The sequence below is a fragment of the Streptococcus mitis SK564 genome (assembly GCF_000148525.1).
In the GTDB taxonomy this organism is placed as follows: Bacteria; Bacillota; Bacilli; order Lactobacillales; family Streptococcaceae; genus Streptococcus; species Streptococcus mitis_H.
The window spans coordinates 179,266-200,504 of record NZ_AEDU01000006.1 but is presented as its reverse complement, the minus strand read 5'-3'; the positions used below and the strand labels follow the sequence as shown (position 1 = coordinate 200,504).

Sequence of the window (21,239 nt, the reverse complement as noted above, 5' to 3'; positions counted from 1 at the left end):
TATTACAATAGATAGAGAACTCAATTTCTTATAGGTAAAGGAATTTGAAAATAGCTACTGCCGCAATTGCTGCTGCGATCGGTGCTACTACTGGTACCCAAGAATACCACCATTTTGAATCGTCTTTGTGCTCACCAAGAACTGATTTTGGAAGGAAAGCATGAAGGAGACGTGGTCCCAAGTCACGAGCAGGGTTCAAGGCAGGTCCTGTAGGTCCACCAAGTGATGTTACCAAGGCCATAACAAGGAATCCAAGTGCCAAGTGAGCTACTGAAAGTCCTGAAGCAGTATGTGGTGCTACTTGGGCTTTGATTGCTAAATCAGAAAAATCAACATTTTGACCTGCTTGACTAGCCATTTGTTTCATGTATTGAAGCACTTCAGAACCAAAGAAGTTTTTAGTCATTCCAAGGGCTGCAAAGAAAAGAACAAATGATCCAACAAACTCATTTACAAAACCATTAACAGTTGCTGCAAAATGTGATTCTTTTGTACCATTATCCAAACTTGAAATTGTTGAGAAAGTACCCAAAATGTTGTTTGGATTTTCAGTTTTCAAGTAGTATGGGCGGTGTGTTGCCACAACCAAGGCTTGACCAAAGATAGCACCCAAAACTTGTGCGATGATATAAGGCGCAACTTGAGCCCAAGGGAAAAGACCGCTGATTGCAAGTCCAAGAGTGAAGGCTGGGTTGATGTGGTTACCAGATACGTTACCAAACATCAAGGCTGGGATCATAACCCCCATACCATAACCAACAGCGATAACGATCCAGCCACTTTGGTGACCTTTCGTACCTTTAAGTTCAACGTTGGCAACTGCACCATTTCCAAGAATGATCAAAATAGCAGTTCCCAAAAATTCAGTGGCATATTTAATTGCCCATGTGAAATCCATTTGATAGATTCTCCTTAAAATTTTTTAGACAATTCTTATTCTATCAATTTTTACATCTTTTAGCAACTACTTTCCCGAAAGATTGTGACAGAAAACGGTTCCAAATCTTATAAACTAATCTTTTTTCCAAGATATTCCCAGTTCATTATGTTATCTGAGCTAATCTGATGCTTTTATATCAATTCCTACTGATACATAGTATAGGGAATAAGAAGTATCTTTCCCCATTCACCAATAAGAGTTTTGCTATGAAAACAAAACTCTATCCTTCTAATGAAACAATCTTAACCTGATTTACATAAAAATTCTCGTCACATTGCCATAAAATCTCAGCCATATTTTGTAAGAAATGGATTTATCGTGATCAGCTCTAATTGTGAGATTATAGCCACTTTCATTCCTATCCATGTCAATATTTAGATTATAAAATCCCTTCTGTTCAATGAGAATATTCAAGGTATCTATTGAAGGTTTATTGGTTACAAATCCAGTCATTCTGATATGATAATGAGTATCGCTTTTCAAAAATTTGGAGCTATTTTTCTGAACAGAGACAACAATTAAACTGCAAAATAAGCCTAGAACAATCGCCATTCCAATACCTGCAGTCGCCCAAATACCAGCTGCTGTGGTGATACCACTGATTTTTTTATCCCTCATGAAAATAATACCACCACCAATGAAACTAATTCCACTGACAATTTGGGCCGCAACCCTAGAAGTATCATAATTAGGCGTATCCAAGAAAGCTTCTTTTGATAAAATCATCATTAAAGTTGCAGTTAAGGCAACCAAAATATGAGTCTTTCTCCCAGCCTACTTGTGCTTAGATTTTCTTTAATAGCCAATGATAAAACCAGAAAAACAAGACAATAAAATGAGAATAATGTGTCGGACTTCAATCGGTAGAGCTATCGTATCAAGCATTATTTCCCTCCTCTATCACTCATAATTTTATATTATAGTCCTAGTTGAAACTTTTTTCAAGAGAATATATTAGTTGAAAATTGTCCTTTTTAAAACAAAAAACCACAGTTACTCTCTAGTGATAACTTGCAGTTTTCTGTAACTAATGGATTCTTACAATGTCTCAAACAATTCTTGCATTTGCACATCATCTGGAACTAGTTTTAAGTAAGCTTGCGCATTGACTTTTGCTTCTTCAAAATAGCCCAATTCACGCAAGAGGTAGATATAGTGTTCCAGAAACTCTGGATTATCCTTCAAATCTCCTGCCAACTCTTGGTAATGCTCATAAGCAGTATCCAAATCGTCCATTTCTTGATAAGAACGAGCAATCATCCACTTGGTCAAGAGATTTTCTGGCTCATCACTTTGTAAGTCTAGAATATCCTCATAACGCTCCTGCTCTAGATAAATAGTTGCCAAACGAAGCAAGATTTCTTCTGTATCCTCAGTGTCTTCTTTTGCAGTAAGGAGATAATTTTCTGCGCCACTAGCATCATGCAGTTCATAAGAGAATTGTGAAGCAGCTAGCAAAAGGCGAGTTTCAAAGGGATTTTTCTCTAAGCCTTGCATAGCAATGCGCAGGGCTTCTTGAACCTGATGTTCCTTATGCAAGGCCTGACTATAACCATACTCATAGCCTTCAAAGTCAGGAGAAATGGTATCAATCTGCTTAAAGTAGAGGACAGCTTTTTGGTATTCTTCTCTATCAAAGTAAAGACTGGCCAACTCAAAAGCTGTTAGGTCATCGTATTCTAACTCCAAGGCTTTTTCTAAAAACTCTGTAGCCGTTTCAAATTTCCCTAACTGGGCATATGCAAAGCCAATCCGTTGATAGGTGGAAATGCCTGTTTGCTCATAAATAGTACGATTATCTAACTGGGCATAGCCTTGAATGGCCTCTTGATAATTTTCCAACTCACTATCCAACTCTGCCAAGCCCAATATCAAGAGAGGATCCTCTGAGTAAGTCAAAGCCTCCAGCAGTTTTTCACGCGCCACATCTGTCAAACCTTCCATCTGGTAAAGGTCTGCTTTCAGAGCCAAAGCAGAAACATACCAGTCACTGTCAGATTTGATTTCCTCAAGATAAGCAAAGGCTTCTTCGATTTGACCATCTTCGCTAGCAATTGCTGCTAGATTAAGATGAACATCTGGAAAATCTTCTATGATTTTCAGGTAAATTTCCTTAGCCTGAGGATAAAAACCAATCCCTTCAAGATAAGTAGCTAACTCATACAGAAGGTCACTTGGATCATTTTCTAAAGCTTTGACGAAATAGTGCTCTGCCTTGGTTAAATCTTGTTCCTCCAAAGCCTGTAACATCTGTTGACTATTGTTCACTCTTGACTTCCTCACCCTCTAGTTCATATAGGCCACTAACTACCTTATACCATTCAAAAATGGCTGAAATGACAACCTTAGCAGAGGCATAAACTGGAATACCGAGTAAGACTCCCCAAATACCAAACATGGATCCTGAAGTTAACAAGACAAAGAGAACATTAATGGGATGAATGTTTAATTGGCTTCCCAAAATCAGTGGCGAAACAAAACGGCCTTCAATAGTTTGTTCTACGATAAAGACAATCACTACTTTCAAAAGCATGACTGGACCAGCAATCAAGCCCAATACTAGGGCAGGAAGCATGGCTAGAAAGCTACCAAGATAAGGAACCAGATTTAAAATACCAGCGGTAACCCCCAGCGTAACTGCATAGCGTAGACCAATGATCTTAAAGAAGATCATAAACATTACCGCTACAATAATAGCTACTGTTACTTGCCCTCGAACATAATTGGACAACTGTTGATTCACATCAGATAAAACTTGTCCAACAGGTTCTTTCAATTTCGTTGGCATGAATTGGGTCAAATAGTGACGCAAGCCTTTCCCATCACGCAAGAGATAAAAGAGCATGAAAGGAACGATAATCAAGGCAACAATCACTTGAGATGCCCCACTAATAAAGGCGCTCACCCAGTTGACTGCTTGTGAAGAAACTTTACTTGCCCAAACTGTAGCCTGGCTAGAAAAATTGGTCAAAACTTGCTCTAATTGAGGTCTGAAATCATCTGGTAAACGCTTGGTGACCAAATCATTAATAACTCTGTCTGCATCTTCGAGATAGATTGGTACATTTCTTGCAAAGGTTAAGACCTGACGTTGCAGATTTGGAATAGCCACTGCCAAGCCCCAAATGATAAAGAGAGCGATGATCACAAAGACAATACTGATTGCTATGACGCGATTAATCTTATGCTTCTCCAACCAATCAACAATGGGATTCAGTAAATAGTATAGTAAACCAGATAGAATGACTGGCAACATCACGACTGCCAAAAAGTCTAAAACAGGTGAAAATAGAAAACTAATCTTGCTTAAAATAAAAAGATTCAGTCCCAATAATAAAGTTACCAAAAATACCGTAATGGCCTTGTTATCCAAAAACCACTTGAAAAACCAAGATAGGCTAAAATGTTTCTCTTTTTGCTCCATAAATACTTCCTTTCTATCGTTCTCTCATTATATCATTTTTAGGAAAAAATAACTCTTTTTTAAAGTGCTTACATGGAGACAGAGACATAAAAAATCCCCTCAAAAGAGGAGATTCGATTAGTCTTGAATATGACGGTCTAAGTTTTTCTGATAATCAGCGTTTGATTTGGCTTTTTCTTCAGCAAATTTCTTGCGGAACTCATCCATTTCTTTAGTAGTGACAATCTTATCTTGGATTTTAAGGTATTTATAGCTAAGTTCACCAGTCTTATCACCTACCCAGCCATCTGCACCAGTACCTAGAACTTTCTTCGTTACTAGCATTTGGGCACCGTTTGACTGTGCAGGAATAACCAAGGCACTGTCTGTTAACCAAGCTTGAGCTTTTGCATATTTAGAATATCGTTTTTCAAGATCTGTTTTCTCACTATTAGCATCCGTGATTAACTCTTTAAACTTATCTAACCCAACCGCTTTGATTGCTGAACTGTCTTTACCTGGTACTACACCTAGGGAACCAAGAAGATTTGGTCCAGATGTTGGATCAAATATATCTAGATAAGTTGATGGATCTGCGTAATCAGGCCCCCATCCACTATTTGCATTAATATCCCAGTCAGTATTGGTATTAGAAGTAGCTAGAACCGTCATACTTGCCAATTCATCGTCAGAAACTTGTTGAATATCAACTACAACATTATCTGATCCAAGAGCTTCCTCGATGGATTGTTTATAAGATTGAGCTTGACGCACAAAATCTGGACGAGTAGAAGATACTGGAATATCTAAATGAATAGGGAACTGTACTCCATCAGCTTGAAGAGTTTTCTTGGCAGCTTCCAATTTAGCTTTAGCCTTATCTACATTATGAAGTGAATCCTGGGCATCATCAAGACTGACATCTTTCCATACACCATCTAATTTATCCAATTCTGCCTTAGCTACTTGCCCAAATGACTGCTCTCCTACTTGTACAAATGTTGGAGGTACTAAACTTGTACGTAATTTACGCGGTGCTACTTCGTCCCCAAATACTTGAGAGATTCCTGCTTTACGATCTGTAGCAAAAGCCAAAGCTTGACGGAAATCTTTGTTCAGCAAGGCCTTCTTAGTAGATGTTTTTTCTGCATCACTTGTTTTAGAGGTGTGATTGTAAGCAACACGGTCAATATTGGTCGAAATATAGAAAGTAGTTCCTTGTTGTTGACTATAAATAATGTTATCTTTGTATTTTTCTTTTAAGCGTTCATAGTTAGCAGAGTTTTTAAAGAGAGGAGCTGCAGGATAATTTCCTTCATCAAATCCACGTCCAAGAGAGTCAGCATCTTGACCATCAAAGAATGATAATTTGATATCATCAATAAAGACATTTTGTTTATCCCAATAATTTTGGTTTTTGGTCATTTCAATAGAAGATTTAGATGTAAGACCTGTGAGAAGATAAGCCCCATTGTATAGAATGCTTGTTACATCAGTCGCCTTACCAAAGTCATCTCCTTTAGAAGCTAAAAAGTCTTCGCTAACAGGAGCAAGAATTCCCATTGTTGTCTTCGAATTCCAGAAAGATTCTGGATGGTTTAAAGTATAGACTACAGTATAATCGTCTGTTGCTTTTACACCAACAGTAGAAAAATCCGTTGTTTTCCCATTTACATAGTCATCCAATCCTTTAATAGAATCCTGTACAAGATAAAGTGCTTCTGATTTCTTGTCAGCTGCGTGTTTTAGACCAGTCACAAAATCCTGAGCCTTAACTTCTCCATATTCTTCGCCTTCATTGGTATACCACTTGATACCCTTACGAATTTTATAGGTATAAGTCAAACCATCTTTGGAAACAGTCCAATCTTCTGCAACTGATGGTACTAGATTCCCATATTGATCATTTTCCAGTAGTCCATCAATGACATTACCAGTAATCTGTTTTGTCGAGTTTTGTCCAGAAACTGTATAATCCAGAGTCGCAGGATCTGATGAAAATACATAGGCATAAGTAACTGGTTTAGTTGCTTCCTTATTCCCATTACCAGATGAACAAGCTGCTAGAACAGCTGCTGAGAGTACAGCAACTCCAGCTGCTAAGAAAACACGTTTTTTCATAAAAAAACTCCTTTGCAATTTGTATAGGATTATTATAGCACTTTTCAAAAGGAAATCAAGCTAAATTTGATATTTTATTATACTCACCTATGTGTTATAGAGTTCCTCCAACTACAGTTTTTGTGATATAATAGTCTTATCTTTATAAAGAGGTATTATCATGAAAGAAACTGTTTATTTTGGAACTTATACACGTCGTATTTCCCAAGGGATTTACAAGGCAGACTTTGATACAGAAACTGGGCAGCTTTCAAATCTAGAACTTTTTGCAGCTGAGCCAAGTCCAACCTACCTTGCCTTTGACCAGCACCAACATTTATACACTGTTGGTAGTCAAGACGATAAGGGGGGGATTGCAGCCTATCAAACTGATGGAACCTTATTAAATCATGTCGTGGAAGAAGGAGCTCCTCACTGTTATGTTGCCGTTGATGAAAAGCGTGATTTAGTGTACGCGGCAAACTACCACAAGGGACAAGTCCTTGTTTATAAACGTCAGGAAGATGGTCGTCTTCTACTTAGTGATGTGGATCAACACAGTGGCCAAGGTCCACATGAGAATCAAGCTTCTCCCCATGTTCACTTTACAGATTTAACACCTGACCGCTATCTAGTGACCTGCGACTTGGGTACTGACCAAGTAATTACTTATGATCTTGATTCAGAAGGAAAATTATCTAAGCTCTATACCTATCATAGCCAGCCAGGAGCAGGCTCACGCCATATTATTTTCCATAACCATTATAAAATCGCTTATCTGATTTGTGAACTCAATAGCACTATCGAGGTTTTAATCTACGATGGTGTTGGCGAATTTGAACGCATGCAAGTTATTTCAACTCTACCAGAAGGTTACGAAGGTTTTAATGGAACTGCTGCTATTCGTCTCTCTAAAGACGGTAAATACCTCTACGCTTCTAACCGTGGTCATGATTCTATCGCAGTATATACAATTCTTGCAGACGGTAGCTTAGAGTTGTTAGAAATCGTTCCGACTCATGGTCAGACTCCACGTGATTTTGATTTGACACCAGACCAAGAATTTGTCATTGCTGTCCATCAGGACTCTGACAATGCAACCGTCTTTAAACGAAATCCTGAAACTGGTCGTCTAGCAGAACTTTCTAACGACTTCCATGTCCCAGAAGCAGTCTGCATCAGTTTTGCCCCTTAAGAAAATATAAAAAATGAACTTGGTAACTCAAGTTCATTTTTTCTTATAGTCTTTTTCCGACATTGATACGATTAATAGCACGTTGCAAAGCAATCTTAGCACGACGCTCTTGATCAATCAAGTGTTTTTCGTGGGCTTCTTCGATTTCTCGCTCCGCACGAAGCTTAGCACGTTCTGCACGGCTAACATCGATATCACGAGCACGTTCTGCAGAATCAGCAACGATTGTGATGGTATTATTGGCAATTTCAATAACGCCTCCGTTTACTGCAATCCAGTTCACGTGATCTTCATCATCAATACGTTTTACCTTTACTTCATCAACTGCTAAAACCGCAATCATATTTTCATGTCGTGGCAAGATCCCCATCTCACCATCCAGAGTTCGAACTGATACATAGCTGGCATGGTGATCATAGACGAGACCATCTGGTGTCACGATCTGGACAGTTAACTGAGCCATAGATCACCTCTTAAAATCCCATTTTTTCAGCTTTTGCAATCACATCTTCGATAGAACCTACACCACGGAAGGCATCTTCTGGTAACTGGTCATGTTTACCATCAAGGATTTCCTTAAAGCCACGTACAGTTTCAGCAACTGGGACATAAGAACCTGGCTGACCAGTAAATTGTTCCGCAACGTTGAAGTTTTGTGACAAGAAGAACTGGATACGACGGGCACGAGCAACCAAGGTCTTTTCTTCATCAGAAAGTTCATCCATACCAAGGATGGCAATGATATCTTGCAATTCATGGTAACGTTGAAGAACGCGTTTTACTTCTGCAGCAACTGCATAGTGCTCTTCTCCAACAATTTCAGGTGCCAAGGCACGTGAGCTTGAAGCAAGTGGGTCAACGGCTGGGTAGATACCCAATTGTACCAACTTACGTTCCAAGTTTGTTGTTGAATCCAAGTGAGCGAAGGCTGTTGCTGGCGCTGGGTCAGTATAGTCATCCGCTGGCACATAGATAGCTTGGATAGAGGTTACAGAACCCTTTTTAGTTGATGTAATACGCTCTTGCAATTGACCCATTTCTGTAGCAAGTGTTGGTTGATAACCAACGGCTGATGGCATACGACCCAAAAGGGCAGATACTTCTGAACCAGCCTGAGTGAAACGGAAGATATTATCGATAAAGAGAAGCACGTCTTGGCCTTCTACATCACGGAAGTATTCAGCGATTGTCAAACCAGTAAGGGCAACACGCATACGTGCTCCTGGTGGCTCATTCATCTGACCAAATACCATGGCTGTTTTCTCAATAACACCTGATTCTTTCATTTCCCAGTAAAGGTCATTCCCCTCACGAGTACGTTCCCCAACACCAGTAAATACTGAAATACCACCGTGTTCTTGGGCAATGTTGTGAATCAATTCTTGAATTAAGACGGTTTTACCAACTCCGGCACCACCGAAAAGTCCAACCTTACCACCTTTAAGGTAAGGGGCAAGAAGGTCGATAACCTTAATTCCTGTTTCAAGGATTTCAGAAGAGGTAGACAATTCATCAAAAGTTGGAGCTTTTTTATGAATTGGCTGACGCTCTGCATCTTCTGTAAAAGGAGCTTCCAAGTCAATGGTATCTCCCAAAACATTGAAGACACGTCCCAAAGTTTCTTTACCTACTGGTACAGAGATTGGACGACCTGTGTCCAATACTTCCATTCCACGAGTCAAACCATCTGTTGATTCCATGGCGATAGTACGAACCATACCATCTCCCAACTCCAAGGCTACTTCAAGGACGATTTTTGTTTTTCTTTCGTCATTTTTGTAGACGACAAGTGCATTGTTAATCTCAGGAAGTTTTTCTCCTGCTGCAAACAAGACGTCTACAACGGGACCGATAACCTGAGCAATTTTACCTGAACTCATCTCCTTCTCCTATTCTATATAAGATACTGTCGGTTCCTAGTTCAACTAGGTCCTAAGTTCATTTTCATACGAGCTGGACTAGAGCCTATTCTAAGGCACTAGCTCCTGCTACGATTTCTGTAATTTCTTGTGTAATCGCCGCCTGTCTGGCACGGTTATACTGAATTGTCAAATCATTGATGACTTTCTTAGCATTATCAGTCGCTGTTTGCATAGCTGTCATACCTGCAGCATTTTCAGCTGTCTTAGCATCGATAATAGCACCGTAAATCATACTTTCTGCAAACTGAGGCAACAACTGCTCCAAAATTTCTTCTCGACTGGTTTCCAATTCAAAGGTCAAGCTGTAACTGTCGTCCGCTTCTTTTGGATCCAAGTCAACAATCGGAAGCATTTGCTCCACACGCATTTGACTAGTTAGCGTATTGACATGGTGGTTGTAGCAGACATAGAGTTCATCAAAGAGTTCATTTTGATACATTTCAACAGTTTTTGAAATAATCTTACGAACTTCATCAAAACTTGGTTGATCTGCCAAGCCACGTAGTTCATAAAGTGGTTGAATACCGCGAGCTTTAAAGAAATCAGCTCCCATTCCACCGATACAGATCATTTCAAATCCTTTACCATCTGGATGGTATTCTTCTTTCAACTCCATAATGGCTTTCAAAATAGAAGAATTATACCCTCCCACCAAACCGCGGTCTGAAGTAATGACGATATAGCCAGTCTTCTTAACTGGACGGCTAATCAACATTGGATTAGTTGAACCACCAGCTCCATTACCATGAAGGATATCTGTCAAAAGTTTGCGAACCTTCTGAGCGTAAACTTGGAAGTTGCGAGCAGCTTCTTCAGAGCGACCTAGCTTAGCAGCTGACACCATTTGCATGGCATTAGTGATTTGACTCGTATTTTTTGTTGAGGCGATTTTTGTTTTAATATCATTTAGAGATACTGCCATCTGACACCTCTATTCTTATTGGAAGCTGGTTTGATTGAGAAACTCTGTAATCGCAGCATCCAAGACTGCTTCTTCTGGCAAGTCTTTTGTATCACGAATGGTTTCCAAAATCTCTGGATGTTGAGCGTCAAAGAAGGCATGGAATTCTTCCTCGAAACGAACAATATCATCTACTGGAACAGTATCCAAGAAACCATGTGTCAAAGCATAGAGAATGGTTACTTGTTTCTCAACAGGTAATGGTTTGTGAACAGGTTGTTTCAAAACTTCAACTGTACGACGTCCACGGTTCAACTTAGCCTGTGTTGCCGCATCCAAGTCAGAACCAAACTTAGTGAAGGCTTCCAACTCACGGTATGAAGCAAGGTCGATACGAAGTGTACCAGCAACCTTCTTCATGGCTTTGATTTGCGCAGAACCACCTACACGTGATACAGATGAACCCGCATCGATGGCTGGACGAATACCCGCATTGAAGAGACCATCACCAAGGAAGATTTGTCCATCAGTGATAGAAATCACGTTGGTTGCGATATATGCAGAGATATCTCCTGCTTGTGTCTCGATAAATGGTAGGGCTGTAATTGATCCACCACCAAGTTCATCAGAAACTTTAGCTGAACGCTCAAGCAAACGGCTATGAAGATAGAAGACATCCCCTGGGAAGGCTTCACGACCTGGAGGACGACGAAGCAAGAGTGACAGTTCACGATAAGCTACCGCTTGTTTTGATAAATCATCATAAACGATCAAAACATGTTTCCCTTGGTACATAAATTCTTCTGCCATGGCAACCCCAGCATAAGGAGCTAGGAAAAGCAATGGAGATGGTTGTGAAGCAGAGGCAGTCACAACGATTGTGTAGTCCAAGGCACCGTACTGACGAAGTGTTTCTACTTGCGTACGAACTGTTGATTCTTTTTGTCCAATCGCTACATAGATACAGATCATATCTTGACCTTTTTGGTTCAAGATTGTGTCAATCGCAATGGTTGTTTTCCCTGTCTGACGGTCACCGATAATCAACTCACGTTGACCACGACCAATCGGTACAAGGGCGTCAATAGCTTTCAAACCAGTTTGCAATGGTTCTGATACAGACTTACGTTGCATAACACCAGGAGCTGGCGCTTCAACTGGACGAGTTTTATCAGTGTGGATTTCTCCAAGACCGTCAACTGGACGACCAAGTGGGTCCACAACACGACCAATCAGACTTTCACCTACTGGGACTTCCATGATTTTACCTGTACGGCGGATTGTATCGCCTTCACGGATATCTGTAAAGTCACCTAGGATGATAATACCAACGTCTGTTGACTCCAAGTTTTGAGCCATACCATAAGAGCCGTTTTCAAAAATCAACAACTCTCCACTCATGGCATTTTCAAGGCCGTGAGCACGCGCGATACCGTCCCCGATATAGGTTACAACACCTGTTTCAGTCACATCAAAATTGGGTTTGAAATTTTCAATTTGTTGCTTAATTAAAGCGCTGATTTCTTGTGCGTTAATTGCCAAAAGAACACCACTTTCTATTTCAAATTTTCTTTAACAACTTTAAGTTGTTGTTTAATACTCACATCAATTGTCTTGTGATTGGCAAAAATGACAAAACCACCAATGAGACTTTCATCGATTTCTTCTTTTACACTCCTTACTTTCAGAGACATTTTTTTCTCAATCAAAGGGAGCAAGCGACTCTTCTGTTCATCAGTTAAAGGATGAGCTGACGTAATCGTCACTTCAAATCGATTTGTTTCTTTTTCAAGTCGGTTCAAGCAATCTACAAGCAAATCATAAAAAAGATTTGCTCTGTGATTGTAGATAAGAACCTGGATCAAGTTTTGCAATAAAGGTGACACAGAGTCTTGGAAGAACGCAATTGTTTTTTCTTTGTCAGACTCGTCTACGGCCACTTTTTTTAAAAAAGAAGGTAAACCTGTTTCTTCAGCAACTTGCTTGATTTGAGTCAAGTCTGAAAAGATACGGTCTTCTTCTCCTTTTTCAAGTACCAATTGGACAAAAGGCATGCTGTATTTTTCAATTACCTTTACTGTTTTCTTGTCCATTAAGCTTCTCCTAGCTGATCGATATACTGATCAATGAGTTCTTTATGGGCATGACCGTCAAGGTTTTGTGAGATAATTTTACCAGCTAAGCTGATTGTCAAATCTGCTACCTCACCCTTAACGCTTTGTAAAGCTTCAGCTTTGTTTTGAGCAATTTCTTGGTTTGCTTTTTCTTTTAAGCGTCCTGCTTCTAGTTTAGCATCTGCTAAAATACTAGCCTTACTTTTCTCAGCTGTTTCTTTCGCATTCTCAATGATTGTCTTAGCTTCTTTACGGCTACCAGCCAATTCATCTTCGCGTTTTTGAGCCAATACTTCCGCTTTTTGACGTGCTTCTTCAGCTCTGTCAATATCTGAAGCAATTTTTTCAGCTCTTTCTTCGAAAATGCTTGTAATATTAGACCATGCAAATTTTTTAATCAAGACTAGCAAAAGGATAAAAGAGCCAGCGATTAAAATAAAATTACCAATTAATTCACCTACTGTTACGTGCATCAGTTACTCCTTTCTACTCTTCATCATTAATTTTATTTCCTAGGTACATAGAGGATAGTAGTGTAAAGACATAGGCCTGTACACAAGAAATGAACACGGAAAATGCAGTCCAAACTAAGTTTGTCCCAAATGCGATTGGATACCAAAAAATAGCCTGATGTGAAAGTAAAAGAAGCAAGCTTGTCATTACTTCACCTGCAAAGATATTCCCAAAAATCCGCAAAGCAAGAGAAAGGAAATTCGTGACCTCTTCAAGTAGATTCATCGGTGTCATAAATGCAGGAGTTACAAAACCTTTTAGGTATTGTTTAATCCCACGACGACGAATCCCCTCAATGTGCGCCATCACAATAATACAGAAAGACAAGACAAGGTCAAATGAAAGATTTGCAGTTGGCGATGTCCAAAGGTTTGTTCCATCTGTTGTTTGAAGTTTCGCCATCAAACCAAGGTTATTGGCGATGACCATAAAAAGAAATAAGCATAAGTAAAAGAGTGAGTAATCTTTTATGTAGTGGGAACCAAGGTTAGGTTCTGTAAATCCAATTACAAAATCATAGAGATACTCTAGTACATTTTGTTTACCTTTGGGTTTCAATGTCATATTACGACTTGCCCAATAGATAAATGCAAAAATCAGAAACACAGACAGCAAAGTCAAGGCTGTCAAAGTTAAATCAAAGGTAACAGGACCAATATTGATGGTTGGATTGATACTTTCTTCCATCTAACATTCTCCCTTCTCCAATTTATATTTCGTTATTTAATAATAAATGAGAAGACAAGAGTTACGAAGAAAGTTCCTTCAATAAAGGCAACCCCTAAAAACATCAAGCTACGAAACTCAGCGATAATATCTGGTTGGCGAGCTACTGATTTCAACAAACCATTCATCAATAACCCTTCACCAAGAGATACACCCATACAGGCAAGACATAGACCAAAAAATGTTAAATTCATGACGAATTCTCCTTTTAATTAAAATTTACTTACTTAGTTTAGTCCTAAAAATTGGATTTGTCAACTTTTTTCTAACATTGAAAGCGTTTAATGAAAATTATTTACAATTTTACTATTTTTAAGCCTATTATATAGAAAACTTTGTAAAAAACTTGTAATAAATCCGACCATTATCTAGACATTTCTGAAAAATATTGAAAAAATCCGAGATGTAATCTCGGATGAAAATTAATATATTTTCTTTAACCTAATGCTCTTTAGTAAGTAGGATTAAAGGGAAAGCAACTAGAAAGCCTTCATCTCCTGCTTGTTTATTAAGCACGAACTGTGACGCTGGTTCCATCTTCCTTATAAAGATTGATGAGACCTTCTTTGAGAGCGCGAACCATGTCTCCTGCTTGAACAGGTTGTGGGACTTTGATTGTCAAGAGTTCCATCGGATTTGGAGCGCGGTCGATTTTATTGCCTTTGGCATCATGCAAATCTTCGATATAAGTTTCAAAGTGACGGAAACCTGGGCCGTAAAACTCAACTTGGTCTCCTTCATTAATCACATTCCGTTGACGAATGGTTGCTGTTTGTGTCGCATCATCATAAGAAACCACTTCAGCGACAAACTTGTACTCAGGAATTTTACGGCGAGCACCAAATAACTGCTCATTTTCAGATGGTGTACCGTAGTAGAAGCCTGTTGCCAATTCACGTTGGGCAACCTTCCACATCTCATCAATCAAGTCTTGCTTGATAGCTTCAAACTTCTCTGGACTCTCTAGATAAGCATCAACAGCAGCCTTGTAGCAGTTTGTTACTGTGGATACGTAGTGAATAGACTTCATACGTCCTTCGATTTTTAGACTGTCCACACCATTTTCAATCATATCTGGGATATGGTCAATCATTGACATGTCAACGGCTGACATTGAAAATTCTTCTGGAATCTCACCTTTCAAGCTCTTACGTTCTTTCCCAAATGGCATATCATACAGGTCGTATTTCCAACGGCAAGACTGAGAGCAACCACCACGGTTGGCATCACGCATACTCATGTGGTTTGAAAGAGTACAACGACCAGAGTAAGAAATACACATGGCTCCGTGGACAAAGGCTTCAATCTCAACATCTGTACGTTTGCGGATTTCTGCCAATTCTTCCATTGAAACCTCACGCGCCAAAACGACACGAGTCAAGCCCAGTTCTTTCCAGAACTCAAGGGTTTCATAGTTAGTGGCACTTGCTTGAGTGGAAAGGTGGATTTCAAGACCTGGTGCCTCAGTCGCTGCAATCATAATCAAAGCTGGGTCAGATACGATAACTGCTGCAATCCCGATATCACGCAGTTTACGGAACCACTCACCAGCACCAGCTTCATTTCCTTCGTGCATAACCATGTTGGCAGCTACATAGACTTTGGCACCGTACTTAGCCGCAAACTGGACGCCTTCTTCCATCTGTTCAAAGGTAAAGTTACCTGCACGGCTACGAAGACCATAGGCCTGACCACCGATAAAGACAGCATCTGCCCCATACTGAACAGCTACTTTTAGCTTCTCTAAAGTCCCTGCAGGTGATAAAACCTCAGGACGTTTTAATGTTTTTGTCATGTTTTCTCCTATTTGCAATATAAAAGTTTGACGTTTTTCCTTCTCATTTTATAGTAAATAAGGGATAAAATCAAGCCTAGACAGATTGTTTTGACAATTCTAATATTTTAAGCTTTGTATAGTAATTGTTAAACTATCGAATATAAACCAATTTAACAAGTAGCCAAAAAGTCTAGAAAAGTAAAAACCAGTATCCAATGATACTGGCTCATTAAACTACATAAATTAGTCCTTAGATGACTATTCCCACTCAACTGTTGCAGGTGGTTTACTTGTAATATCATAGACGATGCGGTTAACATGATCCACTTCGTTTACGATACGTACTGAGATTTTTTGAAGCACTTCCCATGGAATTTTGGCAAAATCAGCAGTCATACCATCGATAGAGGTGATAGCACGGATTGCAATCGTGTAGTCATATGTACGACCGTCACCCATAACGCCGACTGAACGAACGCCTGTGTTAACTGTGAAGTATTGCCAGATATCGCGGTCAAGACCAGCTTTAGCTATTTCTTCACGAAGAATAGCGTCTGATTCGCGAACTGTTTCAAGTTTTTCTTCAGTAATTTCTCCCATGACACGGATAGCAAGTCCTGGTCCTGGGAATGGTTGGCGCCATACGATGTGGTCTGGCATACCAAGCTCTGTACCTAGGGCACGAACTTCATCCTTGTAAAGAGTATTGAGTGGTTCGATCAATTCAAACTGCATGTCTTCTGGAAGACCACCCACGTTGTGGTGTGACTTGATAGTTTGAGCTGTATCTGTACCAGACTCGATAACGTCTGTGTATAAGGTACCTTGAGCAAGGAATTTCACATCTTTGAGCTTGCTTGCTTCGTCATCGAAGACATAGACAAACTCGTTACCGATGATTTTACGTTTTTGTTCTGGGTCAGAAACGCCAGCAAGTTTATCAAGGAAACGTTTAGCAGCGTCTGCTTTGACGATATTCAAACCAAACTTACCACCAAGCATGTCCATAACTTGGTCCGCTTCTCCTTTACGAAGAAGACCGTGATCCACGAAGATACAGATCAATTGATCGCCAATCGCTTTTTGGAGAAGAACTCCAACAACTGAAGAGTCAACACCACCTGATAGGCCAAGAAGGACACGTTTATCACCGACAGTTTCACGAATTTTTTGAATCTGCATATCAATGAAGTTATCCATTGACCAGTCGCCTTTAGCTTTACAAATGTTAAGGGCAAAGTTACGAAGGATATCATTTCCGTATACAGAATGACGAACTTCTGGGTGGAACTGGATACCGTAAATGTGTTTATCTGGGTTTTCGATGGCTGCGTATGGGCAGTCAGCTGATGTACCTGTACGAACAAAGTCAGCAGGAATTTCAGTAACTGCATCACCATGGCTCATCAATACAGTTTGTTCATCAGGTGTTGATTCAAAAAGAGCTGATGGTGTGTGAGTTAGGGTTGATTGACCGTATTCACGATTTCCAGCGTCACCTGCAGGGACAACTTTTCCTCCAAGTTTATGGGTCAATAACTGCATACCGTAACAAATTCCCAAAATTGGAATTCCAAGTTCGAAGATTTCTGGGTCAATATCAAATGAACCATCTTCGTATACAGAGTTTGGACCACCTGAAAGGATGATTCCTACAGGATTGATTTCACGAACTTCAGCAGCTGAAATTTTATGGCTCTTTAGTTCTGAAAAAACGCCAATCTCACGGATACGGCGTGAAATCAGCTGGTTGTATTGGCTACCATAGTCCAATACGATGATTTTTTCTACATCTTGCAAATCAGTTGAAATGTTGCTCATCTTTTTCCTTTCTCAAAAGAAATATCTTTTTCCAATATTCTATCACAAATAAGGGCGAATTACCAACTAATACTCAATGAAAATCAAAGAGCAAACTCGGAAGCTAGCCGCAGGTTGCTCAAAACACTGTTTTGAGGTTGCAGATAGAGCTGACGTGGTTTGAAGAGATTTTCGAAGAGTATAAACAAGGCGAAGTTTGACTTTTTCTAGTTTATTGGGGTACAATAGAAAAAAGATAGAAATGAAGTGAAAACATGCTACCAGCTTATATGAAAATCCACGATCAGATTAAAAAGGATATTGACGAACATCGTTGGGCCATTGGTGAGAGACTTCCCAGTGAACGAGATTTAGCAGAGCAGTTTGAGGTCAGTCGTATGACCCTTCGCCAAGCTGTATCTCTATTAGTCGAAGAAGGTGTCTTAGAGCGTCGTGTAGGAAGCGGCACCTTTGTTTCCAGTACTCGAGTACAAGAAAAGATGCGAGGGACAACCAGTTTTACTGAAATTGTTAAGTCCCAAGGTAAAGTTCCCTCTAGCCAGCTCATTTCCTACAGAAAAACCATTCCCAATGAGCAGGAAGTTGCCAAGCTAGGAATTTCTCCAACAGAGAATATTATCCGAATGGAGCGGGTTCGCTATGCCGACCAAGTTCCTCTAGTTTATGAAGTTGCTTCTATTCCTGAAAAATTCATTAAGGACTTTAAAAAAGAAGAAATCACCAGTCATTTCTTCCAAACCTTGCAAAAACACGGCTACCGCATCGGTAAATCACAGCAGACTATTTATGCTCGTCTCGCTAAAGAAAAAATTGCCCACTATTTGGAAGTTGAAAAAGGACATGCTATTCTTGGTTTGACTCAAGTTTCCTACCTAGAGGATGGTACTGCTTTTGAATACGTAAAAAGTCAGTATGTAGGCGAACGCTTTGAATTTTATCTTGAAAATAATTAGATTACTAGGCAAAAACTCTCTGTCACGGACAAAGAGTCTTTTTATTTTTCTAAGAGTAAATCTTTCAAAGAAATCAGGGTTACAGCAAACAATATCATTGCCATACCAAGAAAATCAATGGGATAAAATTGTTCATTCATGATTAAGAAGGCAAAGAAAACAGCCGAAATTGGCTCAATTGAAGCCAACAAACTTGACTTGACCGGCCCAATCAGACTGGCTCCTTTTAGAAAGGCTGTATAGGCAAAGACAGTCCCGATAAGGATAATACCTGCAAAAGCAAGTAGAAAATCAAGACTAGTCGGTATATTGGCCTGTAGAACCCCTGTAAAAGGAAGGGCGACCAAACCAGCTATGACCATTCCCACACCAATGACCAAACTGCTCCCCCACTTCTTAATCAAGGCTATGGGTAAAATGATATACAGGGCGTAAGTCAGAGCAGAAAAGAGCCCCCAGAACAGACCTGCAGGTGTCATAGATAACTGGTCCAGCTGCCCATGAGTGGCGATCAGGAAGGTTCCTCCGATAGCTAATATGATAGAAACAATCTCTCCCAGTGTCGGCGCCACCTTATCCTTGATACAGCTATAAATTAAAATTCCGACAGGACAAATATACTGAAGCACCGTCGCGGTTCCTGCATTGGTTTCCTGAATAGCAGTTAGATAGGCAAATTGATTGAGGAAGAGGCCAATTAGAGCAAAAATGAGAAGAGATAGCAAACTTTTTCTATCCTTTAAAAAGGCCAGCATTCTATCCTTTGCAGTAGCATAAGCCAAGAGCATGAGAATTCCACCAGCGATTAAAAGACGCAAGTTGGTCAAAACCAGAGCCGAAATTCCGTGTGCCATCAGGTATTGGCCACTCGTTCCTGACAAGCCCCAAGCAATCCCAGCCACAACTGTTAATAGAGTCCCTTTTAAACTGTTTGACATGTCTCTCCTTACTCTTCTTTGCGAATCAAGTCCATCACTTGATTGCGGTCTACAATCCATTGAGCCCTCTCATCCTTTTCATAGGTACGATTCGATAGGAAAATGACCGCTTCTTGCTTCTGACGATTCCACATGATAAAGGTACCTGTATAGCCCGTATGGTCTAGCCAATCTCCTTCCAAATTCCATCCCAAAGAACGTTCCTTGTCATCCAAAGGAGAAAAATTTTGACTTAAGTCTCTTGCAAAATCATCCTCTAAATAGTGTTCTAAAAAGATTTGTAAATCTTTTACAGTCGAAAATAAACCAGCACTACCTGCATGTCTGCCCAGGAGGCGAGCCTTGGGATCATGCACTATTCCTGCCTCCACACCTCTGACTGTGGGAACAGCAAGCTCAACAGGGCCAAGGCCAAACTGAGTTTCCGTCATTCCCCAAAGATTCCAGACTTGTTCTTGTAAAATCACATCCAAGTCTTGATTAAAGATTCTTTCCAAAATAAAACCCAACAGCAAAAAATGGACATCCGAATAAAGAAAGGCTGGTTGACTTCGTCTCTTAAGATGAAACATCGCTTCCTTTAATTCAGATGCTGTTAAAAGATCACGATTGGGAATAAAAGGATCAAGATCTGTCGCGTGAGTCAAGAGCTGGCGAATAGTGATGTCTGGATAATCACTTTCAGGTAAAAAATCGGTTACCGGTCTGTCAATATCTAATTTGCCTTTTTCCCACAAAAAAGTACAAACGGTGCCAACCCCAACAACCTTGCTGACACTAGCTAGATCATAAACTAGTCCTGCCTCAGTCTGCAAGCCATGCTCTGGGTCACTCTGGCCTAAATAGAACTCCGTCCATTGATGGTCTTTAAAATACGCAAAAGAGGCTCCGGGATAAATCCCTGCCTCGATTTGTTCTTCTATTTTTTTAATAATCTTGGTCCACTTCATACTTCTTCAAACCACAATTCAACATTATTTCTATCTTTACCAAGGAAGAATTTTTCAGACTTAGGAATAAAATATTCGGTAGACTCAAACTTCTTACGAAGACTTGCTATGTCTAATTCATTGACCAAGAACTTGAGCATAGATAAGTCCCAAGTAACCGTATTGTCCACAGTCAAATCCTGCCCCTGTGCTGGGATAAAATCAAGTGACGCCCCAATTTCAGATAGTTCCAAGAAACTATCTACATCCGTTGGGAGGTGTAATTCCATAGAAATTTCAAATTTACTTAAAGAAATTGACTCCAGATCTGTTTGAAATTCTGGCTTTTCTCCTACTTCTACTAGACTTGCTCTATCATCTTCCGCATGAATCAAAATCAAATCATCTTCGGGTGAAAAAATCTCAAAAGCGTAGCCATTTTGACCTTTATATAATTGATGAATCGAATCTGTTTTAGCTAATAAGGCCTCGATTTCTAAGGGATTTTCCACCTTGACAATCAATCTAGCTAGTTTTTTTCTTCCCTCTACCTTACGAGTGCGCATACTTGGAGCTTCTTCTAAAACCAGCTTTTCTAAACCTGTTTGGTCACCTAGTGACAGAAAGGCTGACTCTTCTAATAAGGCCTTCATGCCAAGGGTTCCTATATAAAATGTTTCATTTAATTTTCTATTATTAACTTTTAAAGTAGGAATAATCCGTACAATCTGATTTACATTCATAAATTCCTCCGTCACTTTTTATTTTAAAGGATTTTAGAATTTTTTACAAGATATTATGCTCAAATTTAACAATTTTTACCCCATTAAAAATTTTTCTTCAAAAGGCTCGTCCAAAACTCCATTTTTAGGGAAAAATACAAAAGTCAAAAAGTAGATAGGATAAACTGGAATGCTAATCAATGGATTTATAACAAATAATTGACTATCTTTGTTGATTTTTGATTTCGGAGAAGTATTAGAAATAAAAAGAACCAGCTCTTAGAA

The 21,239-nt window shown here is 39.7% G+C and carries 20 protein-coding genes; 2 read left to right on the top strand and 18 right to left on the bottom strand.

What is annotated here, in order from left to right; all coding sequences use genetic code 11:
• Positions 1 to 28: 28 nt before the first annotated feature.
• The 5 genes from gla to SMSK564_RS04620 all read right to left on the bottom strand — a co-directional run bounded on the left by gla (position 29) and on the right by SMSK564_RS04620 (position 6,464).
• The gene (gene gla / locus SMSK564_RS04640) at positions 29 to 898 is read right to left on the bottom strand and encodes an aquaglyceroporin Gla (RefSeq protein WP_000348100.1); all 870 of its coding nucleotides are present in this window, start codon (positions 896 to 898) and stop codon (positions 29 to 31) included.
• A 294-nt stretch (positions 899 to 1,192) separates the two neighbouring features.
• Positions 1,193 to 1,693, bottom strand: a complete 501-nt coding sequence (locus tag SMSK564_RS12415; RefSeq protein WP_004236157.1) for an MgtC/SapB family protein — start codon at positions 1,691 to 1,693, stop codon at positions 1,193 to 1,195.
• 285 nt (positions 1,694 to 1,978) lie between these two features.
• Entirely contained in the window at positions 1,979 to 3,208 is a 1,230-nt protein-coding gene (locus SMSK564_RS04630) for a tetratricopeptide repeat protein (protein WP_001065966.1), read from the bottom strand.
• Entirely contained in the window at positions 3,198 to 4,364 is a 1,167-nt protein-coding gene (locus SMSK564_RS04625; protein WP_000435441.1) for an AI-2E family transporter, read from the bottom strand. Before SMSK564_RS04625 ends, SMSK564_RS04630 begins: the two co-directional genes overlap by 11 nt.
• A 117-nt stretch (positions 4,365 to 4,481) precedes the next feature.
• A complete protein-coding gene (locus tag SMSK564_RS04620; protein ID WP_000747537.1) occupies positions 4,482 to 6,464 on the bottom strand; it encodes a peptide ABC transporter substrate-binding protein in 1,983 nt (660 codons plus the stop codon).
• Positions 6,465 to 6,624: 160 nt separating this feature from the next.
• Here SMSK564_RS04620 and SMSK564_RS04615 point away from each other — a divergent pair, with 160 nt between their 5' ends.
• Positions 6,625 to 7,638 carry a lactonase family protein gene (locus tag SMSK564_RS04615; protein WP_000665593.1) on the top strand — a complete coding sequence of 338 codons (1,014 nt, stop codon included), beginning with the start codon at positions 6,625 to 6,627 and terminating at the stop codon, positions 7,636 to 7,638.
• Between the two features lie 43 nt (positions 7,639 to 7,681).
• On the opposite strand, the gene SMSK564_RS04610 is transcribed toward SMSK564_RS04615, so the two are convergent.
• From SMSK564_RS04610 to guaA, 10 genes are all read right to left on the bottom strand, one after another.
• Entirely contained in the window at positions 7,682 to 8,101 is a 420-nt protein-coding gene (locus tag SMSK564_RS04610) for a F0F1 ATP synthase subunit epsilon (RefSeq protein WP_000068045.1), read from the bottom strand.
• A 10-nt stretch (positions 8,102 to 8,111) separates the two neighbouring features.
• Complete coding sequence (gene atpD / locus SMSK564_RS04605; RefSeq protein ID WP_000094358.1) at positions 8,112 to 9,518, bottom strand: F0F1 ATP synthase subunit beta; 1,407 nt, start codon at positions 9,516 to 9,518, stop codon at positions 8,112 to 8,114.
• Between the two features lie 85 nt (positions 9,519 to 9,603).
• The gene (locus SMSK564_RS04600) at positions 9,604 to 10,482 is read right to left on the bottom strand and encodes a F0F1 ATP synthase subunit gamma (protein ID WP_000301213.1); all 879 of its coding nucleotides are present in this window, start codon (positions 10,480 to 10,482) and stop codon (positions 9,604 to 9,606) included.
• Between the two features lie 15 nt (positions 10,483 to 10,497).
• The gene (gene atpA, locus SMSK564_RS04595; protein ID WP_000996629.1) at positions 10,498 to 12,003 is read right to left on the bottom strand and encodes a F0F1 ATP synthase subunit alpha; all 1,506 of its coding nucleotides are present in this window, start codon (positions 12,001 to 12,003) and stop codon (positions 10,498 to 10,500) included.
• Positions 12,004 to 12,017: 14 nt separating this feature from the next.
• Positions 12,018 to 12,554 (bottom strand): F0F1 ATP synthase subunit delta, encoded by a 537-nt coding sequence (locus tag SMSK564_RS04590; protein ID WP_000359035.1) that lies wholly within the window; start codon positions 12,552 to 12,554, stop codon positions 12,018 to 12,020.
• The gene (gene atpF, locus SMSK564_RS04585; RefSeq protein ID WP_000558550.1) at positions 12,554 to 13,048 is read right to left on the bottom strand and encodes a F0F1 ATP synthase subunit B; all 495 of its coding nucleotides are present in this window, start codon (positions 13,046 to 13,048) and stop codon (positions 12,554 to 12,556) included. Before atpF ends, SMSK564_RS04590 begins: the two co-directional genes overlap by 1 nt.
• Positions 13,049 to 13,061: 13 nt before the next feature.
• Positions 13,062 to 13,775: a F0F1 ATP synthase subunit A gene (gene atpB / locus SMSK564_RS04580; protein WP_000392860.1), complete on the bottom strand. Its 714-nt coding sequence runs from the start codon at positions 13,773 to 13,775 to the stop codon at positions 13,062 to 13,064.
• A gap of 32 nt (positions 13,776 to 13,807) precedes the next feature.
• Entirely contained in the window at positions 13,808 to 14,008 is a 201-nt protein-coding gene (locus SMSK564_RS04575; protein ID WP_001054557.1) for a F0F1 ATP synthase subunit C, read from the bottom strand.
• A gap of 314 nt (positions 14,009 to 14,322) precedes the next feature.
• A complete protein-coding gene (locus SMSK564_RS04570; protein ID WP_000169065.1) occupies positions 14,323 to 15,609 on the bottom strand; it encodes a peptidase U32 family protein in 1,287 nt (428 codons plus the stop codon).
• 240 nt (positions 15,610 to 15,849) lie between these two features.
• The gene (gene guaA, locus SMSK564_RS04565; RefSeq protein WP_000065712.1) at positions 15,850 to 17,412 is read right to left on the bottom strand and encodes a glutamine-hydrolyzing GMP synthase; all 1,563 of its coding nucleotides are present in this window, start codon (positions 17,410 to 17,412) and stop codon (positions 15,850 to 15,852) included.
• Positions 17,413 to 17,666: 254 nt separating this feature from the next.
• On the opposite strand from guaA, the gene SMSK564_RS04560 reads away from it, so the two are divergent.
• A complete protein-coding gene (locus SMSK564_RS04560; RefSeq protein WP_000936193.1) occupies positions 17,667 to 18,365 on the top strand; it encodes a GntR family transcriptional regulator in 699 nt (232 codons plus the stop codon).
• 41 nt (positions 18,366 to 18,406) lie between these two features.
• On the opposite strand, the gene SMSK564_RS04555 is transcribed toward SMSK564_RS04560, so the two are convergent.
• Genes SMSK564_RS04555 through SMSK564_RS04545 form a run of 3 tightly spaced genes read right to left on the bottom strand, consistent with a single transcriptional unit; the run spans position 18,407 to position 20,975 of the window.
• Positions 18,407 to 19,303, bottom strand: coding sequence for a DMT family transporter (locus SMSK564_RS04555; protein WP_000071688.1), 897 nt, complete (start codon positions 19,301 to 19,303; stop codon positions 18,407 to 18,409).
• 8 nt (positions 19,304 to 19,311) lie between these two features.
• Positions 19,312 to 20,253, bottom strand: a complete 942-nt coding sequence (locus SMSK564_RS04550) for a serine hydrolase domain-containing protein (protein WP_000872199.1) — start codon at positions 20,251 to 20,253, stop codon at positions 19,312 to 19,314.
• Positions 20,250 to 20,975 carry a CppA family protein gene (locus tag SMSK564_RS04545; RefSeq protein WP_001102235.1) on the bottom strand — a complete coding sequence of 242 codons (726 nt, stop codon included), beginning with the start codon at positions 20,973 to 20,975 and terminating at the stop codon, positions 20,250 to 20,252. Before SMSK564_RS04545 ends, SMSK564_RS04550 begins: the two co-directional genes overlap by 4 nt.
• Positions 20,976 to 21,239 lie beyond the last annotated feature (264 nt).

Coding starts and splice junctions, on each gene's coding strand:
- gla (WP_000348100.1), bottom strand. CDS start 898: ATGGATTTCACATGGGCAATTAAATATGCCACTGAATTTTTGGGAACT.
- SMSK564_RS04625 (WP_000435441.1), bottom strand. CDS start 4,364: ATGGAGCAAAAAGAGAAACATTTTAGCCTATCTTGGTTTTTCAAGTGG.
- SMSK564_RS04620 (WP_000747537.1), bottom strand. CDS start 6,464: ATGAAAAAACGTGTTTTCTTAGCAGCTGGAGTTGCTGTACTCTCAGCA.
- SMSK564_RS04615 (WP_000665593.1), top strand. CDS start 6,625: ATGAAAGAAACTGTTTATTTTGGAACTTATACACGTCGTATTTCCCAA.
- SMSK564_RS04610 (WP_000068045.1), bottom strand. CDS start 8,101: ATGGCTCAGTTAACTGTCCAGATCGTGACACCAGATGGTCTCGTCTAT.
- atpD (WP_000094358.1), bottom strand. CDS start 9,518: ATGAGTTCAGGTAAAATTGCTCAGGTTATCGGTCCCGTTGTAGACGTC.
- SMSK564_RS04600 (WP_000301213.1), bottom strand. CDS start 10,482: ATGGCAGTATCTCTAAATGATATTAAAACAAAAATCGCCTCAACAAAA.
- SMSK564_RS04590 (WP_000359035.1), bottom strand. CDS start 12,554: ATGGACAAGAAAACAGTAAAGGTAATTGAAAAATACAGCATGCCTTTT.
- atpF (WP_000558550.1), bottom strand. CDS start 13,048: ATGCACGTAACAGTAGGTGAATTAATTGGTAATTTTATTTTAATCGCT.
- atpB (WP_000392860.1), bottom strand. CDS start 13,775: ATGGAAGAAAGTATCAATCCAACCATCAATATTGGTCCTGTTACCTTT.
- SMSK564_RS04575 (WP_001054557.1), bottom strand. CDS start 14,008: ATGAATTTAACATTTTTTGGTCTATGTCTTGCCTGTATGGGTGTATCT.
- SMSK564_RS04570 (WP_000169065.1), bottom strand. CDS start 15,609: ATGACAAAAACATTAAAACGTCCTGAGGTTTTATCACCTGCAGGGACT.
- guaA (WP_000065712.1), bottom strand. CDS start 17,412: ATGAGCAACATTTCAACTGATTTGCAAGATGTAGAAAAAATCATCGTA.
- SMSK564_RS04560 (WP_000936193.1), top strand. CDS start 17,667: ATGCTACCAGCTTATATGAAAATCCACGATCAGATTAAAAAGGATATT.
- SMSK564_RS04555 (WP_000071688.1), bottom strand. CDS start 19,303: ATGTCAAACAGTTTAAAAGGGACTCTATTAACAGTTGTGGCTGGGATT.
- SMSK564_RS04550 (WP_000872199.1), bottom strand. CDS start 20,253: ATGAAGTGGACCAAGATTATTAAAAAAATAGAAGAACAAATCGAGGCA.
- SMSK564_RS04545 (WP_001102235.1), bottom strand. CDS start 20,975: ATGAATGTAAATCAGATTGTACGGATTATTCCTACTTTAAAAGTTAAT.